The organism is Salmonella sp. A1325 (assembly GCF_056991255.1).
This window is the reverse complement of sequence record NZ_JAMLWO010000008.1, coordinates 175,562-190,839: the sequence shown is the minus strand read 5'-3', so window position 1 is coordinate 190,839 and position 15,278 is coordinate 175,562. Positions and strand designations below refer to the sequence as shown.

Annotated in this window: 11 protein-coding genes; 7 read left to right on the top strand and 4 right to left on the bottom strand. The window is 54.6% G+C overall.

The genetic code is table 11. The features are described from left to right. Positions 1-3 precede the first annotated feature (3 nt). On the top strand, positions 4-639 hold the full coding sequence (gene yfhb, locus NAZ64_RS16445) for a phosphatidylglycerophosphatase C (RefSeq protein WP_000253558.1): 636 nt from the start codon (positions 4-6) through the stop codon (positions 637-639). 24 nt (positions 640-663) lie between these two features. Beyond that, positions 664-1,215: a tRNA adenosine(34) deaminase TadA gene (gene tadA / locus NAZ64_RS16440; protein ID WP_001134563.1), complete on the top strand. Its 552-nt coding sequence runs from the start codon at positions 664-666 to the stop codon at positions 1,213-1,215. A 50-nt stretch (positions 1,216-1,265) separates the two neighbouring features. On the opposite strand, the gene mltF is transcribed toward tadA, so the two are convergent. Together mltF and NAZ64_RS16430 are read right to left on the bottom strand one after the other, a co-directional pair. After that, positions 1,266-2,810, bottom strand: a complete 1,545-nt coding sequence (gene mltF, locus NAZ64_RS16435) for a membrane-bound lytic murein transglycosylase MltF (RefSeq protein WP_000734248.1) — start codon at positions 2,808-2,810, stop codon at positions 1,266-1,268. Beyond that, positions 2,811-3,044, bottom strand: a complete 234-nt coding sequence (locus tag NAZ64_RS16430; RefSeq protein ID WP_031617765.1) for a hypothetical protein — start codon at positions 3,042-3,044, stop codon at positions 2,811-2,813. It abuts the gene before it with no gap. A 21-nt stretch (positions 3,045-3,065) separates the two neighbouring features. On the opposite strand from NAZ64_RS16430, the gene purL reads away from it, so the two are divergent. The 5 genes from purL (at position 3,066) to glnB (ending at position 11,547) form a co-directional block, all read left to right on the top strand. Next, complete coding sequence (gene purL, locus NAZ64_RS16425; protein WP_220569704.1) at positions 3,066-6,953, top strand: phosphoribosylformylglycinamidine synthase; 3,888 nt, start codon at positions 3,066-3,068, stop codon at positions 6,951-6,953. Positions 6,954-7,601: 648 nt separating this feature from the next. Then, positions 7,602-9,032 carry a two component system sensor histidine kinase QseE/GlrK gene (gene qseE, locus NAZ64_RS16420; protein WP_220569705.1) on the top strand — a complete coding sequence of 477 codons (1,431 nt, stop codon included), beginning with the start codon at positions 7,602-7,604 and terminating at the stop codon, positions 9,030-9,032. 1 nt (position 9,033) lies between these two features. After that, positions 9,034-9,798 (top strand): two-component system QseEF-associated lipoprotein QseG, encoded by a 765-nt coding sequence (qseG, locus tag NAZ64_RS16415; RefSeq protein WP_001054239.1) that lies wholly within the window; start codon positions 9,034-9,036, stop codon positions 9,796-9,798. Then, positions 9,798-11,132 (top strand): two-component system response regulator GlrR, encoded by a 1,335-nt coding sequence (glrR, locus tag NAZ64_RS16410; protein ID WP_024131115.1) that lies wholly within the window; start codon positions 9,798-9,800, stop codon positions 11,130-11,132. The genes qseG and glrR overlap by 1 nt, the downstream gene beginning before the upstream one ends. Before the next feature lie 76 nt (positions 11,133-11,208). Further along, the gene (gene glnB, locus NAZ64_RS16405) at positions 11,209-11,547 is read left to right on the top strand and encodes a nitrogen regulatory protein P-II (protein WP_000717694.1); all 339 of its coding nucleotides are present in this window, start codon (positions 11,209-11,211) and stop codon (positions 11,545-11,547) included. Between the two features lie 48 nt (positions 11,548-11,595). On the opposite strand, the gene dtpD is transcribed toward glnB, so the two are convergent. Continuing rightward, complete coding sequence (gene dtpD / locus NAZ64_RS16400) at positions 11,596-13,056, bottom strand: dipeptide permease DtpD (protein WP_000856793.1); 1,461 nt, start codon at positions 13,054-13,056, stop codon at positions 11,596-11,598. Between the two features lie 55 nt (positions 13,057-13,111). Continuing rightward, on the bottom strand, positions 13,112-15,256 hold the full coding sequence (gene cadA / locus NAZ64_RS16395; protein ID WP_001100652.1) for a lysine decarboxylase CadA: 2,145 nt from the start codon (positions 15,254-15,256) through the stop codon (positions 13,112-13,114). Between the last annotated feature and the right edge of the window lie 22 nt (positions 15,257-15,278).

Genomic DNA, 15,278 nt, shown 5'->3' with positions numbered 1-15,278 from the left:
GGTTTGGTCAGCCACGAGCGTCGTGTCGTCTTTTTTGATTTGGATGGAACGTTACATCAACAGGATATGTTCGGCAGTTTTCTGCGTTATTTGCTGCGCCGTCAGCCGCTAAATGCGCTGCTCGTACTGCCGTTGTTGCCCATTATCGGTATCGGTTTACTGGTAAAAGGGCGTGCGGCCCGCTGGCCGATGAGTCTGTTGTTGTGGGGCTGTACTTTTGGCCATAGCGAAACGCGTTTGCAGGCGCATCAGGCGGATTTTGTCCGTTGGTTTCGCGCTAACGTCACGGCGTTTCCGGTTGTACAGGAGCGTCTGACCACCTATCTATTGAGCTCTGACGCGGATATCTGGCTTATTACCGGTTCTCCGCAATCATTGGTAGAGCAAGTCTATTTTGATACGCCGTGGCTGCCGCGCGTTAACCTCATCGCCAGCCAGATGGCGCGACGGTATGGCGGCTGGGTATTAACCGTGCGCTGTCTGGGCCATGAAAAAGTCGCGCAACTGGAACGTAAAATCGGTACGCCGCTGCGTCTTTATAGCGGCTACAGCGACAGCAAACAGGATAACCCGCTGCTTTATTTTTGCCAGCATCGCTGGCGGGTGACGCCGCACGGCGAGTTGCAGCAGCTCGAATAGTGAAACGCATAGCGTCTGTGTATAATGCCGCCCGCTTTCATTACCGGAGTTACCTCTTTGTCTGATGTCGAATTAGATCACGAATACTGGATGCGCCACGCGCTGACGCTGGCGAAACGCGCCTGGGACGAACGCGAGGTTCCGGTTGGCGCGGTATTGGTGCATAACCATCGCGTCATTGGCGAAGGCTGGAACCGACCCATTGGCCGCCACGATCCTACTGCGCATGCTGAAATAATGGCGCTGCGTCAGGGCGGTCTGGTATTGCAGAATTACCGGTTACTGGATACCACGCTGTATGTCACGCTGGAACCCTGTGTGATGTGCGCAGGCGCTATGGTGCATAGCCGCATTGGACGCGTTGTCTTTGGCGCGCGCGATGCAAAAACCGGCGCGGCCGGATCGCTAATTGATGTGCTGCACCATCCGGGAATGAATCACCGGGTCGACATTATTGAAGGGGTGCTGCGCGATGAATGTGCGACGCTGCTCAGTGATTTTTTCCGTATGCGTCGTCAGGAAATTAAAGCCCTGAAGAAAGCCGACCGTGCGGAAGGCGCGGGGCCGGCAGTATAGCGCAATGCCGGATAAGACGTTGCTCGTCGCCATCCGATAAGACCATCGCGCTATTTTTCTTCTTTCTTCTGCGGCGTAAACAGTAAAGACGGCGAATGCGTCAGGTAGCCTGATGACTGCGATAAAAACGACAGGAAGGGGAAAGGCGCTTTATTCAGCTCCTCCGGCGACACCGCCGGGTAATCCTGCGCCAGTTTCATGGCTTCCGCTTCCTGCTTTTCTTTTTCCTGCAAATACCCCACTAAACTTATCTGGTATTTACGGATATTTTCCACATAAGCATAAGCCTCATGTCCACGCGCGTAACCGTAGGTTAGCTTACTGTAATACGGTTTTTGGCTTAATAGCGGCAAACGCTGCTTCACATCGGTCCAGCTATCCGGATTGCCTTTGGTTTTTACCGTTAGCGATCTGGCGTCGAGCATGTGCGCATAACCCATATTGTAGGCGGCTAAAGCAAACCAGATACGCTCGTCTTCCGGAACGGTTTCGGGAACTTTAGCCATCATATCTTCAAGATAGCGAGCGCCGCCGCTGATGCTTTGCTCCGCATCGGTACGGTCGGTCAGCCCCAGACTTTGGGCGGTATTTTTAGTCAGCATCATCAGGCCGCGCACGCCGGTTGGCGAGGTCGCCAGCGGGTCCCAGTGTGATTCCTGATAAGAAATCGCCGCCAGCAGGCGCCAGTCTATCTCCTTGGCATATTTTTTAAATAACGGTTCCAGCTCCGGCAGGACGTTATCCACCGCTCGCAGGAAAGAGCGGGTATCAACGTAGTCGAAATCATCGCCATGTCCCAGATATTTCTCTTCGATCCGCGCCAGAGAACCGTCTTCATTGATCGAATTGAAAAAATCGAGCAGCGCGGCGGAGAGCGTATTATCGTCGTCCAGTCGGCTAAACCAGGTCACGGGCTGTTCATCCGTGACATCCAGCGCCACGGCCAGTTCGGGATGGACGCGCTGAAACAGACTGATCGCCACTGAATCGGCAATGGTGTAATCCAGTTTGCCGCTGATGACCTCTTCCAGCAGCGTCGTCGAGCCTTTTTTATCATCCACTTTCCAGCTCAGGTCGGGAAACTTTGTCTCTTTTAAACGCTGTAAATCATTGACCACGACGTGCCCTGGCGCAATGGTAAGCTGATTCTCGTTAACGGTCGCCAGCGAGCGTGGGCGATATTGTCCGACCCGGTAGACGAGCTGTTGCGAAACTGAATAATACATGGGGCCGGGCTGATAGTTTTTAACGCGTGCGCTGTCGTAGACCAGCCCAGCCGCGAGCAGGTCGGCATTGCCGTTATCCAGATCGTCAAACAACTGGCTGATATTCTGGCGCACCGTCACTTTCAGCTTCACGCCGAGATAGTTGGCGAACTGCTGCGCCAGTTCATAGTCCAGACCATATTTTTTACCGTTGATAACGGAATAGGTTAATGGCGAGTCGATCGTACTGACGCGCAGTACCCCCCGGGCTTGAATCGCGGCGATATGGTTTTCGGTTTTACCGAACCAGGGGATTGAGGGCCAAAGGGCTGCTGCCAGCAGCAGCGTCAATATGCCGATGAACAGATAATTAATCTTTAATTTTTTCAATTAGTTAATTCTCTGGATCGTGCGTTGCCTCGGGCTGAAAAAGATGTTTTGCTGCAATGGATAAGTCATTAATGAGCGGCATTTTGCGTAACAATGCGCCAGTTGGCAACTTATTCGCAACGATAGCCGCACCGTATGACAAGAAAAAGCGGTGATTTTATTTCTACGCAAACGGTTTCGTCGGCGCGTCAGATTCTTTATAATGACGGCCGTTTCCCCCCTTGCGCACACCAAAGCTTAGAAGACGAGAGACTTATGATGGAAATTCTGCGTGGTTCGCCTGCACTGTCTGCATTCCGTATCAATAAACTGCTGGCGCGCTTTCAGGCTGCCAACCTCCAGGTCCACAATATATACGCTGAGTATGTCCATTTTGCTGACCTGAACGCCCCGTTAAATGATAGCGAGCAGGCGCAGCTTACCCGTCTGCTGCAATACGGCCCGGCGCTTAGCAGCCATACGCCGGCGGGTAAACTCCTGTTGGTCACACCGCGTCCTGGTACCATCTCCCCCTGGTCTTCAAAAGCAACGGATATCGCCCACAACTGCGGCCTGCAACAGGTTGATCGGCTGGAGCGCGGCGTAGCGTACTATATCGAGGCTTCGACGTTGACGGCGGAACAGTGGCGACAAGTGGCCGCAGAGCTGCACGACCGTATGATGGAGACGGTGTTCTCTTCTTTAACCGATGCGGAAAAATTGTTTATCCACCATCAGCCTGCGCCGGTTTCCAGTGTCGATCTGCTGGGAGAAGGCCGCCAGGCGTTAATTGACGCCAACCTGCGTCTCGGTCTGGCGCTGGCGGAAGATGAAATCGACTATTTGCAGGAGGCGTTTACCAAACTGGGGCGCAACCCGAAAGATATCGAATTGTACATGTTCGCCCAGGCGAACTCCGAGCACTGCCGGCACAAGATTTTTAACGCCGACTGGATTATCGACGGTAAACCGCAGCCGAAGTCGCTGTTTAAAATGATTAAAAACACCTTCGAAACCACGCCGGACTATGTGCTCTCTGCCTATAAAGACAATGCCGCGGTGATGGAAGGATCTGCGGTGGGGCGCTACTTCGCCGACCACAATACCGGCCGTTACGATTTTCATCAGGAGCCCGCGCACATTCTGATGAAGGTCGAAACGCATAACCACCCAACCGCTATCTCTCCGTGGCCGGGGGCGGCGACCGGTTCCGGCGGCGAAATTCGTGATGAAGGCGCCACCGGGCGTGGCGCGAAACCAAAAGCCGGGCTGGTGGGCTTCTCCGTTTCCAACCTGCGTATTCCGGGCTTTGAACAGCCGTGGGAAGAGGATTTTGGCAAGCCGGAACGTATTGTCACCGCGCTGGATATCATGACCGAAGGTCCGCTGGGCGGCGCGGCGTTTAACAACGAATTTGGTCGCCCGGCGCTGACCGGTTACTTCCGTACTTATGAAGAGAAAGTGAACAGCCACAACGGCGAAGAGCTGCGCGGCTACCATAAGCCGATCATGCTGGCGGGCGGGATCGGTAATATTCGCGCCGATCACGTGCAGAAAGGCGAGATCGTCGTGGGCGCGAAGCTGATCGTCCTTGGCGGCCCGGCGATGAATATCGGCCTCGGCGGCGGCGCGGCATCGTCAATGGCTTCCGGCCAGTCTGATGCGGATCTCGATTTTGCCTCTGTTCAGCGCGACAACCCGGAAATGGAACGCCGCTGCCAGGAAGTGATCGACCGCTGCTGGCAGTTGGGCGACGCTAACCCAATCCTGTTTATCCATGATGTGGGCGCGGGCGGTCTCTCCAATGCGATGCCGGAGCTGGTGAGCGACGGCGGGCGCGGCGGGAAATTCGAACTGCGCGACATTCTTAGCGACGAGCCGGGCATGAGCCCGCTGGAAATCTGGTGTAACGAATCCCAGGAGCGCTATGTGCTGGCGGTCGCGGCTGACCAGTTGCCGCTGTTCGATGAACTGTGTAAGCGCGAACGCGCGCCGTATGCGGTCATTGGCGATGCTACCGAAGAACAGCATCTCTCGTTGCATGATAACCATTTCGACAATCAGCCGATCGACCTGCCGCTGGATGTCCTGTTGGGCAAAACGCCGAAAATGACCCGCGATGTGCAAACATTGAAGGCGAAAGGCGATGCGCTGAACCGCGCGGATATCACGATTGCCGACGCGGTAAAGCGTGTTCTGCATCTGCCGACCGTGGCGGAAAAAACCTTCCTTGTCACTATTGGCGACCGTACCGTCACCGGTATGGTGGCGCGTGACCAGATGGTTGGCCCGTGGCAGGTCCCGGTGGCTGACTGCGCGGTCACTACCGCCAGCCTCGACAGCTACTACGGCGAAGCGATGTCGATTGGCGAGCGCGCGCCGGTGGCGCTGCTGGACTTTGCCGCCTCCGCCCGTCTGGCCGTCGGTGAAGCGTTGACTAACATTGCCGCGACGCAGATTGGCGATATCAAGCGCATCAAACTTTCCGCTAACTGGATGGCGGCAGCCGGTCATCCTGGCGAAGATGCCGGTTTGTATGACGCGGTTAAAGCGGTGGGAGAGGAACTCTGTCCGCAGCTTGGCCTGACGATTCCGGTGGGCAAAGATTCGATGTCGATGAAAACCCGCTGGCAGGAAGGCAACGAACAGCGCGAAATGACCTCGCCGCTGTCGCTGGTGATTTCCGCGTTTGCCCGCGTGGAAGACGTGCGTCACACCCTTACGCCGCAGCTGTCAACGGAAGATAACGCCTTGCTGCTGATCGATCTTGGCAAGGGCCACAACGCGCTGGGCGCAACGGCGCTGGCGCAGGTCTATCGTCAGCTTGGCGACAAACCCGCGGACGTGCGTGACGTCGCGCAACTGAAAGGCTTCTATGACGCCATGCAGGCGCTGGTCGCTGCGCGTAAATTACTGGCCTGGCACGACCGTTCCGACGGCGGTCTGCTGGTGACGCTGGCCGAGATGGCCTTTGCCGGCCACTGCGGCGTGCAGGTCGATATCGCTGCGCTGGGCGATGACCATCTGGCCGCACTGTTCAACGAGGAGCTGGGCGGCGTGATTCAGGTACGCGCTGAAGACAGAGACGCGGTCGAAGCGCTGTTGGCGCAGTACGGCCTTGCTGACTGCGTCCACTACCTTGGTCAGGCCCTGGCTGGCGATCGCTTTGTAATTACCGCTAATGATCGGACGGTATTCAGCGAAAGCCGCACTACGCTGCGTGTCTGGTGGGCGGAAACCACCTGGCAGATGCAGCGTCTGCGCGACAATCCGCAATGTGCAGACCAGGAACACGAGGCGAAAGCGAATGATGCCGATCCGGGCCTCAACGTGAAACTGTCGTTTGATATTAATGAAGATATCGCCGCGCCGTACATTGCGACAGGCGCACGACCGAAAGTCGCTGTACTGCGCGAGCAGGGGGTGAACTCTCACGTGGAGATGGCGGCGGCGTTCCATCGTGCGGGCTTTGACGCGATTGACGTCCATATGAGCGACCTGCTGGGCGGTCGTATCGGTCTGGGTAACTTCCATGCGCTGGTGGCTTGCGGCGGCTTTTCCTACGGCGACGTGCTGGGGGCGGGCGAAGGCTGGGCGAAATCCATTCTGTTTAACCATCGGGTGCGCGACGAATTCGAAACCTTCTTCCATCGTCCGCAGACGCTGGCGCTTGGGGTGTGCAACGGTTGCCAGATGATGTCGAATCTGCGCGAGCTGATCCCGGGCAGCGAACTGTGGCCGCGTTTTGTACGTAACCATTCTGACCGCTTCGAAGCCCGCTTTAGCCTGGTGGAAGTGACGCAAAGCCCATCGCTGCTGCTGCAAGGAATGGTAGGATCACAGATGCCGATTGCGGTTTCCCATGGGGAAGGGCGCGTTGAGGTGCGGGACGATGCGCATCTTGCCGCGCTTGAGAGCAAAGGCCTGGTCGCCCTGCGCTACGTTGATAACTTTGGTAAGGTGACCGAAACCTATCCGGCTAACCCGAACGGTTCGCCGAACGGCATCACGGCGGTGACGACCGAAAATGGTCGGGTGACGATTATGATGCCGCATCCGGAACGCGTATTCCGCACCGTCGCCAACTCCTGGCACCCGGAAAACTGGGGCGAGGATAGCCCGTGGATGCGTATCTTCCGTAATGCGCGTAAGCAGCTAGGTTAATTAGCCCGATAGCCATTAAGCCCCTCTTCACGAGGGGCTTTTTGTAGACGGCGCTTATCAGGCCCACGGGGAAGCGCGGTTGTAGCTACCGTCTTGAACGTCAAGCGGTAGGCCGGATAAGGCGTTTACGCCGCCATCCGGCAATAAACTAGCGCTTATGCCGCAAGATTAAAGTGTCGGGAAATCCCGACATGAGCGGGGGGTAGGTTGTCGCCAAAAAGAGACATTTAAACATTTGATTTAAAATGATTTTGTTTTTAGGTGTTGCAGGTGTTGCTGATTGGCGACAGAAAGGGCAAAAAACAGGCAGAGCCATTTTTAGCATGAATAACGATATTTTCCATATCTATCATTGTGTTAACAAATTCTTTTGAATGTTGGCACAATTACTGCATAATGGTAACCAGTGGCTCATTCACCTTCTTATGTCAGCCCCTTAGGGACGCGCTACATAAACTTCGAATGACGCACAACAAGGTGCCTGCCGTCCAACTTCTGATAATAGCGTAGCTTTATCAACCTCCGGGCGAAACGTCGAGTTAGGCACCGCCTTATTCCATAACAAAGCCGGGTTTAGCCCGGCTTTGTTGTATCTGGCGCTTCCCTCGGTTAGCATCTTTTTTATTCTTCTTTTATGTGAGCGACACGTTGAAGCGCTGGTCTGTTTTCCCCCGTTCTTTACGACAATTGGTCATGCTGGCCTTTTTGCTGATCCTGCTGCCGTTGCTGGTTCTGGCCTGGCAGGCGTGGCAAAGCCTTAACGCGTTAAGCGATCAGGCTGCGGTGACTAACCGCAGCACGCTTATTGACGCCCGGCGCAGCGAGGCGATGACCAACGTCGCGCTGGAGATGGAGCGAAGCTACCGACAGTATTGCGTGCTTGACGATCCGACGCTGGCAAAAGTGTATCAAAGCCAGCGTAAGCGCTATAGCGATATGCTGGACGCCCATGCCGGCGTCTTGCCGGATGATAAGTTGTATCAGGCGTTACGCCAGGATTTAAACGCGCTGGCGCAATTGCAGTGTAAAGATAGCGGCCCGGAAGCGGCAGCGGCCGCGCGTCTGGAGGCCTTTGCCAACGCTAATACGGAAATGGTGCAGGCGACGCGTACTGTGGTTTACTCGCGCGGGCAGCAGTTACAACAAGAAATCGCCGAGCGCGGACAATTTTTCGGCTGGCAGGCGCTGGTGCTATTTCTGGTGAGCCTGGCGATGGTGCTACTTTTTACCCGCATGATTATCGGGCCGGTGAAAGGAATTGAACGGATGATTAATCGCCTGGGCGAAGGCCGTTCTTTGGGGAATACCGTCACCTTTACCGGTCCGCGTGAATTACGATCGGTGGGGCAGCGCATTATCTGGCTGAGTGAGCGTCTGGCGTGGCTGGAATCCCAGCGCCATCAGTTTCTACGTCACTTGTCCCATGAGCTGAAAACTCCGCTGGCTAGTATGCGCGAGGGGACAGAGCTGCTGGCCGATCAGGTGGTTGGGCCGCTGACGCCGGAGCAAAAAGAGGTGGTCGATATTCTGGATGACAGCAGTCGTAATTTACAAAAATTGATTGAGCAATTGCTTGATTACAACCGGAAACTGGTAGACAGTGCCACAGAGCTGGAATCGGTCGATATCGCGCCGCTTGTGGATATGGTGGTTTCCGCCCACAGTTTGCCTGCCCGCGCTAAAATGATGCATACCGATGTCGACCTGAAGGCCGAACGCTGCATAGCAGAGCCCATGTTGCTGATGAGCGTGCTGGATAATCTCTATTCCAACGCGGTGCACTATGGCGCTGAATCCGGTAACATTTGTATCCGTAGTCGCTCTCATGGCTCCACGGTTTATATCGATGTGGTTAATAGCGGCGAGCCGATTCCGCAAACCGAAAGAGAAATGATTTTTGAGCCTTTTTTCCAGGGAAGCCACCAGCGAAAAGGGGCGGTAAAAGGCAGTGGGTTAGGGCTGAGTATCGCCAGAGATTGTATTCGTCGAATGCAGGGAGAGATCCAACTGGTGGATGACAAAGCGCAGGAAGTTTGTTTTCGCATCTCGCTGCCATTGCCTGCATCTGACAAACACTAATATGAATTTAAGCCTGGTGCGTATGTCACACGTTTTCGTCCAAACTATTAAACGATGCCTTTTGCGATGGGGAATACCGGTGGGCATATCGTGTCTGGCGCTGACCGCATGTGTTCCCCATGCTTCACAGCAACTGCCCGGTAGCGCAGCGCAGGACACGCTCCCCCATTATCAACTGGCGGATTATCTCCCGACGGCGTGCGCGGATATCTGGTCGCTACGCGGGCAGGCGGTGGAGACGAATCCGCTGTACTGGCTACGCACGATTGACTGCGCCGATCGTCTGATGCCGGTTCAGTCGCGCGCAGAGGCGCGCGCGTTGACGGATGATAACTGGCAGAATGCCTTCAGACGCGGGATCTTACTGGCGGATGCAAAAATTACGCCGCCGGAGCGGCGCGCCATCGTGACCCGTCTGGAGGCGTTAAGCGCGCAAATACCGGCTCAGGTACGGCCCGTCTACCAAATCTGGCATGACGGTCAGGCGCTGCAATTAGCACTTTCTGCCGAACGTCAGCGTTATAGCAAACTCCAGCAAACGTCAGATAGTGAGCTTGATGCGCTGCGCCAGCAGCAACAGGCCTTGCAAACGCAGCTCGATCTTACCACCCGTAAGCTGGAGAGTTTAACCGATATTGAGCGCCAGCTTTCGACACGAAAACCGGCAGGGAATTACAACGCCGATACGCCGCATACCAATGACAAACCCGCGACGTCTGAAGATGGCGCGGCGCCGTCGCCGTCACAAGATGAGGTAACGCCATGATAAGCCGTAAACCGGCGCACCTGTTGCTGGTCGATGACGATCCCGGATTACTGAAATTGCTCGGTATGCGCCTGACCAGTGAAGGGTACAGCGTCGTGACCGCAGAGAGCGGCCAGGAAGGACTGCGGGTACTGCATCGGGAAAAAGTGGATCTGGTAATAAGCGACCTGCGCATGGACGAAATGGATGGTATGCAACTGTTCACAGAAATTCAGAAAGTACAGCCAGGAATGCCGGTTATCATTCTGACGGCGCATGGTTCCATTCCGGATGCGGTGGCCGCTACCCAGAAGGGCGTATTCAGCTTTTTGACAAAGCCGATCGACAGAGACGCGTTATATAAAGCGATAGATGAAGCGCTGGAGCAGTCCGCTCCCGCGACGGACGATAGCTGGCGCAACGCTATCGTTACCCGTAGCCCGCTGATGCTGCGACTGCTTGAACAGGCGCGCATGGTCGCGCAGTCGGATGTCAGCGTATTGATTAACGGACAAAGCGGCACCGGGAAAGAGATTTTCGCACAGGCGATTCATAATGCCAGCCCGCGCAGTAACAAGCCGTTTGTCGCCATCAACTGCGGCGCGTTGCCGGAACAGTTGCTGGAGTCCGAATTATTCGGCCATGCGCGCGGCGCCTTTACCGGCGCAGTGAGCAATCGTGAAGGGTTGTTCCAGGCGGCGGAAGGCGGCACGCTGTTTCTGGATGAAATTGGCGATATGCCCGCGCCGTTACAGGTGAAGCTGCTGCGGGTGTTACAGGAGCGCAAAGTCAGACCGCTGGGCAGCAATCGCGATATTGATATCGACGTGCGAATTATTTCCGCGACGCACCGCGATCTGCCGAAGGCGATGGCGCGGGGCGAATTTCGTGAAGATTTGTACTACCGGCTGAATGTCGTGAGCCTGAAAATTCCGGCGCTGGCGGAGCGTACCGAGGATATTCCGCTGCTGGCTAATCATCTGCTCAGACAGTCGGCACAGCGGCATAAACCGTTTGTTCGCGCCTTTTCTACTGATGCAATGAAACGGCTGATGACGGCAAGCTGGCCGGGCAACGTGCGCCAACTGGTCAACGTCATTGAACAATGCGTGGCGTTAACCTCTTCGCCGGTGATCAGCGATGCGTTGGTCGAGCAGGCGCTGGAAGGCGAAAACACCGCGCTGCCAACTTTTGCCGAAGCGCGAAACCAATTTGAACTGAACTATCTGCGCAAGTTACTGCAAATTACCAAAGGTAACGTGACGCACGCGGCAAGGATGGCGGGGCGCAACCGCACGGAATTCTATAAGCTACTCTCCCGTCACGAACTGGATGCGAATGATTTCAAAGAGTAGTTTTCATGCCGTAAAGTAGCGCGAAATATGTTACGTTTAACCGATCAAAACACAGGCGACCTTTTCAAGGAATAGCATGAAAAAGATTGATGCGATTATTAAACCCTTCAAGCTGGACGATGTCCGTGAAGCGCTGGCCGAGGTAGGTATTACCGGCATGACGGTCACTGAAGTCAAAGGCTTTGGCCGTCAAAAAGGCCACACCGAGCTGTATCGCGGCGCGGAATATATGGTGGATTTTCTGCCGAAGGTAAAAATTGAAATCGTTGTGCCTGACGACATCGTGGATACCTGTGTTGACACCATCATTCGTACCGCGCAGACGGGGAAAATCGGCGACGGTAAGATCTTTGTCTTTGATGTCGCCCGCGTTATTCGTATCCGTACTGGCGAAGAAGACGACGCGGCTATCTGATGTGCCGATTCGCTGCCCGTCTCCTCCTTGTGGGCAGCGAACCACCGTTTAATCGCCCTGCGGTAGCGCCGATGTAGTCCGGGTGCAAACCCATCTCAGGCCGACAATGGCGACGATCAGCGCCACGCAACTTAGCGTCCACTCGCCCATTTGCGAGAAAAAGTGTCCGTAGGCGGCTACCGCCGTATCACTAATTTGCGATTCCGTGGTTTGTTGCGCGACGACGCCAGCCAGCCAGTTAGCGACCGCGCCGGTCGCCAGCATATAAATACCGGTCAGTACGCCCGTGACGCCAGGCAGATTGAGGCGGGTAATTTGCGCCATCGCGACCGGATCAATAAACAGCTCCGCAAAGCCCATCAGCGCCAGCCCTGCGATCATCATTCCCATTGATGCCTGCCCATCTAACCGGGCCTGATGCGCGTTTAGCGCCAACAGCATAAAACCGCCGCCCATTAATACCAGTCCCACGGCAAATTTAAGCCAGACGCGCAGCACCGAGCGGGCGCTCTCTTTCGGGCTGCTCAGCCACGCCAGCACCACGCCCGCCGCCATCACCGCAATCGCATTGACCGACTGGAACAATGCGGTGGGGACGGTCATATTCAGCCAGTGGCGGTTGACAAAACGGTCGATGAATAAACTGATCGAACTTCCGCCCTGCTGCGCCAGAACCCAGAAGAGAGTGCCGGTGATCATTAACAGAACGATTTGCCACAAGGCGCGACGGTGTTCGGGAAATTTAACCATAATACGGGCGATAAGTTGCGCCGCGAAGACGCAGACAATGGCCAGCACATAGCCAGACCAGTTATTTTCCAGCAGGAGGGTGAAGAATACCGGCGCGATACACAGCATTAATACCAGCCAACCCCAGGTTGGAAGGGCGAATTTAACCGCCCGCAGCGCGGGGCGATTAACACCGCGCGTCTGCTGAAAGTGGCGATGACCGCTTAAAAAGATGAGCAGGCCGATGAACATTCCCACGCCCGCCAGCGCAAAGCCGACATGCCAGCCATACCACTGCGCCGCCAGACCACAGGCGATTGGCGCGGCTATCGATCCAATATTCCCGGCGGCGTAGAGCAGCGAGAATCCCCCGTCGCGGCGGTTGTCATCAGGGGCGTAAAGTTCGCCCAGCAGACAGCTAATATTGGATTTAAACAAGCCGTAGCCGCAGATAATAATGGCCAGCGCCGCATACAAACTCAGCGTTGAATCAGATTCTAAGCCCAATACCACATGACCCAGCGTCATCAATAAGGCGCCGGTGATAACCGCCACGCGGTTGCCAAGCAGGCGGTCGGCAAGCCAGCCGCCAAGAATAGGGGTAACGTAAACTAAAGAGGCGTAGGCGCTGAAGAGGTTGATCGCGTGGCTGTCATTAAAACCAAGCTGGTGGGTAAGATAAAGGATGAGTAAGGCACGCATGCCGTAAAAGCTGAAGTATTCCCAAATTTGAATCGCCACGATGTAAAAAATCGCGCGCGGTTGTGAGGGTGTTTTCATAAAGTCTCCTTGCTGCGTGAAAAAAGGGAAGTGGCAAGCCACTTCCCTTTGGTACTTATTTCGTATTTTCTTTCAGCACCTTAACGGTGTAACGTCCGTCTGCCTGACGATAGGCGCCGTGGATATCGGTTTCGAAGCCCGGATAGTGAGCGCCGATTTCGCACAGCATTTGCAGGAATTCCAGTACCGGACGGCTTTCCTCGGTGATCATTTCACCAGGCATCACCAGCGGCACTCCCGGAGGGTAAGGAAGGATCATGTTGGCGTTGACGCGACCAACCATCTCTTCAAGATACACCTCTTCCGTTTCGCCATGCAGCTCTTTCTGGAACGCAGTATACGGCGTCATCACCATTTTCGGCAGCACTTCAAACGCACGGTACATTAAGTCCGGCAGATTATGATGTTCGACCAGTTTATGAATATTCTGCGCCAGTTCCTGGATGCGCATATTTTCATAAAACTCAGGCGCTTCGCGGTACAGTGCTGGCAGAATGTTTTTGACGCGCAGGTTCAGGTCAAAGGCGCGTTTAAATTCAGTGAGCGCGCGCAGCAGGCTCAGAGCTTTGGTTTTGTCGATACCAATGCTGAACAGGAACAGCAGGTTGTATGGACCGGTTTTTTCTACGATGATGCCGCGTTCATCGAGATATTTGGCGACCAGACTTGCCGGAATACCGAACTCATCCATCGTACCGTCTTTTTTCATCCCCGGCGTCAGGATAGTGACTTTGATCGGGTCGAGGTACATGTGTTCGTTATCGATATTTTTGAAGCCATGCCATGCGCTATCTGAACGCAGCGGCCAGCACTCAGCCCCATCGATATGTTCCGGCTGCCATACGTCAAAGAACCAGCCGTCGGATTCGCTTTTCAGGCGTTTAATTTCTTTACGGAATTTAATCGCACGTTCAATAGAACCGTTAATCAGGCGTTTACCCGCATTACCTTTCATCATCGCCGCTGCGGTTTCAGTAGACGCTACGATACCGTAGTGCGGAGAAGTGGTGGTATGCATCATGTAGGCTTCGTTAAAGGTTTCTTCGTTAATGTCGCCTTTAACATGAATCATGGATGCCTGTGAAAACGCCGCCAGCAGTTTATGCGTGGACTGGGTTTCATAAATGATTTTGCCTTCTACACGGTCGCCGCTCATACCGCATTTACCCTGATAAATAGGGGAGAAATTGGTATAAGGCACCCAGGCGGAGTCAAAATGAATGGACTTCACATCCAGAGTTTTCTTGATGTAGTCAGTGTTATACAACAAACCGTCATAGGTTGAGTTAGTAATAACAGCATGGACCGGCCAGGTTGCGTTAGGCGTCTCTTTTACCCGTTTAGCGATAGTGGCGTGCTGGAACTCGCTTTGCGGAATACCGCCAAGAATACCGTAGGCGTTACGGGTTGGGCGGAAATAAATCGGCGTAATGTCGCTCATCATCATCAGATGGGTCAGCGATTTATGGCAGTTACGGTCAATCAGTACCGTGCTGCCTGCCGGCGCGGAGTACATACCGACGATTTTGTTCGCCGTAGAGGTGCCGTTCGTCACCATGTAGCTACGTTCGGCGTTAAAGACGCGGGCGATATACTCTTCTGCTTCTTTATGCGGGCCGGAGTGGTCCAGCAGCGAACCCAGTTCGGAAACGGAAATCGAAATATCGGATTTCATCGTGTTCGGGCCGAAGAAATCATAAAAGATGCTGCCGACGGGGCTTTTCTGGAAAGCGGTCCCGCCCATGTGGCCAGGCGTACAGAAAGTATATTTCCCTTCACGCACATATTTGAACAACGCTTTTGTCAGCGGCGGCAGAATATTGTCGATGTATTCATCGGTATTCTGGCGAATTTTCGCCGCGATATCGGCTGCGGCGCCTAAAGCATATTCAAAGAAGCGAACCTGCATTCTCAGATCGTTGAGGCTGACGTCCAGCGTAGAGTAGCTGTTGGCGAAGGCGTACAGCGGCATATACTCGTTCAGCTTGCTAATCTCTTCGCAAAGCTCAAGGTTATATTTATCCCAGTCGAAAATGACGCCGCAAAGGCGGGAGTTATTTTCAATCAGCTTCAGCAGGTCTTCTCGGTCGTTTGGATAGACGATACGGAAATTTAAACCTTCCAGTGCACGATGCAGTTCACGAATAGGCTCTTCTTTAAAGTAGACGCCCATGTGGTTCATGATAGCAATAACGTTCATAGTCTTGTTCCTGGTAAAGTGG

Coding starts and splice junctions, on each gene's coding strand:
- tadA (WP_001134563.1), top strand. CDS start 664: ATGCCGCCCGCTTTCATTACCGGAGTTACCTCTTTGTCTGATGTCGAA.
- purL (WP_220569704.1), top strand. CDS start 3,066: ATGATGGAAATTCTGCGTGGTTCGCCTGCACTGTCTGCATTCCGTATC.
- qseG (WP_001054239.1), top strand. CDS start 9,034: ATGAATTTAAGCCTGGTGCGTATGTCACACGTTTTCGTCCAAACTATT.
- glnB (WP_000717694.1), top strand. CDS start 11,209: ATGAAAAAGATTGATGCGATTATTAAACCCTTCAAGCTGGACGATGTC.
- dtpD (WP_000856793.1), bottom strand. CDS start 13,056: ATGAAAACACCCTCACAACCGCGCGCGATTTTTTACATCGTGGCGATT.
- cadA (WP_001100652.1), bottom strand. CDS start 15,256: ATGAACGTTATTGCTATCATGAACCACATGGGCGTCTACTTTAAAGAA.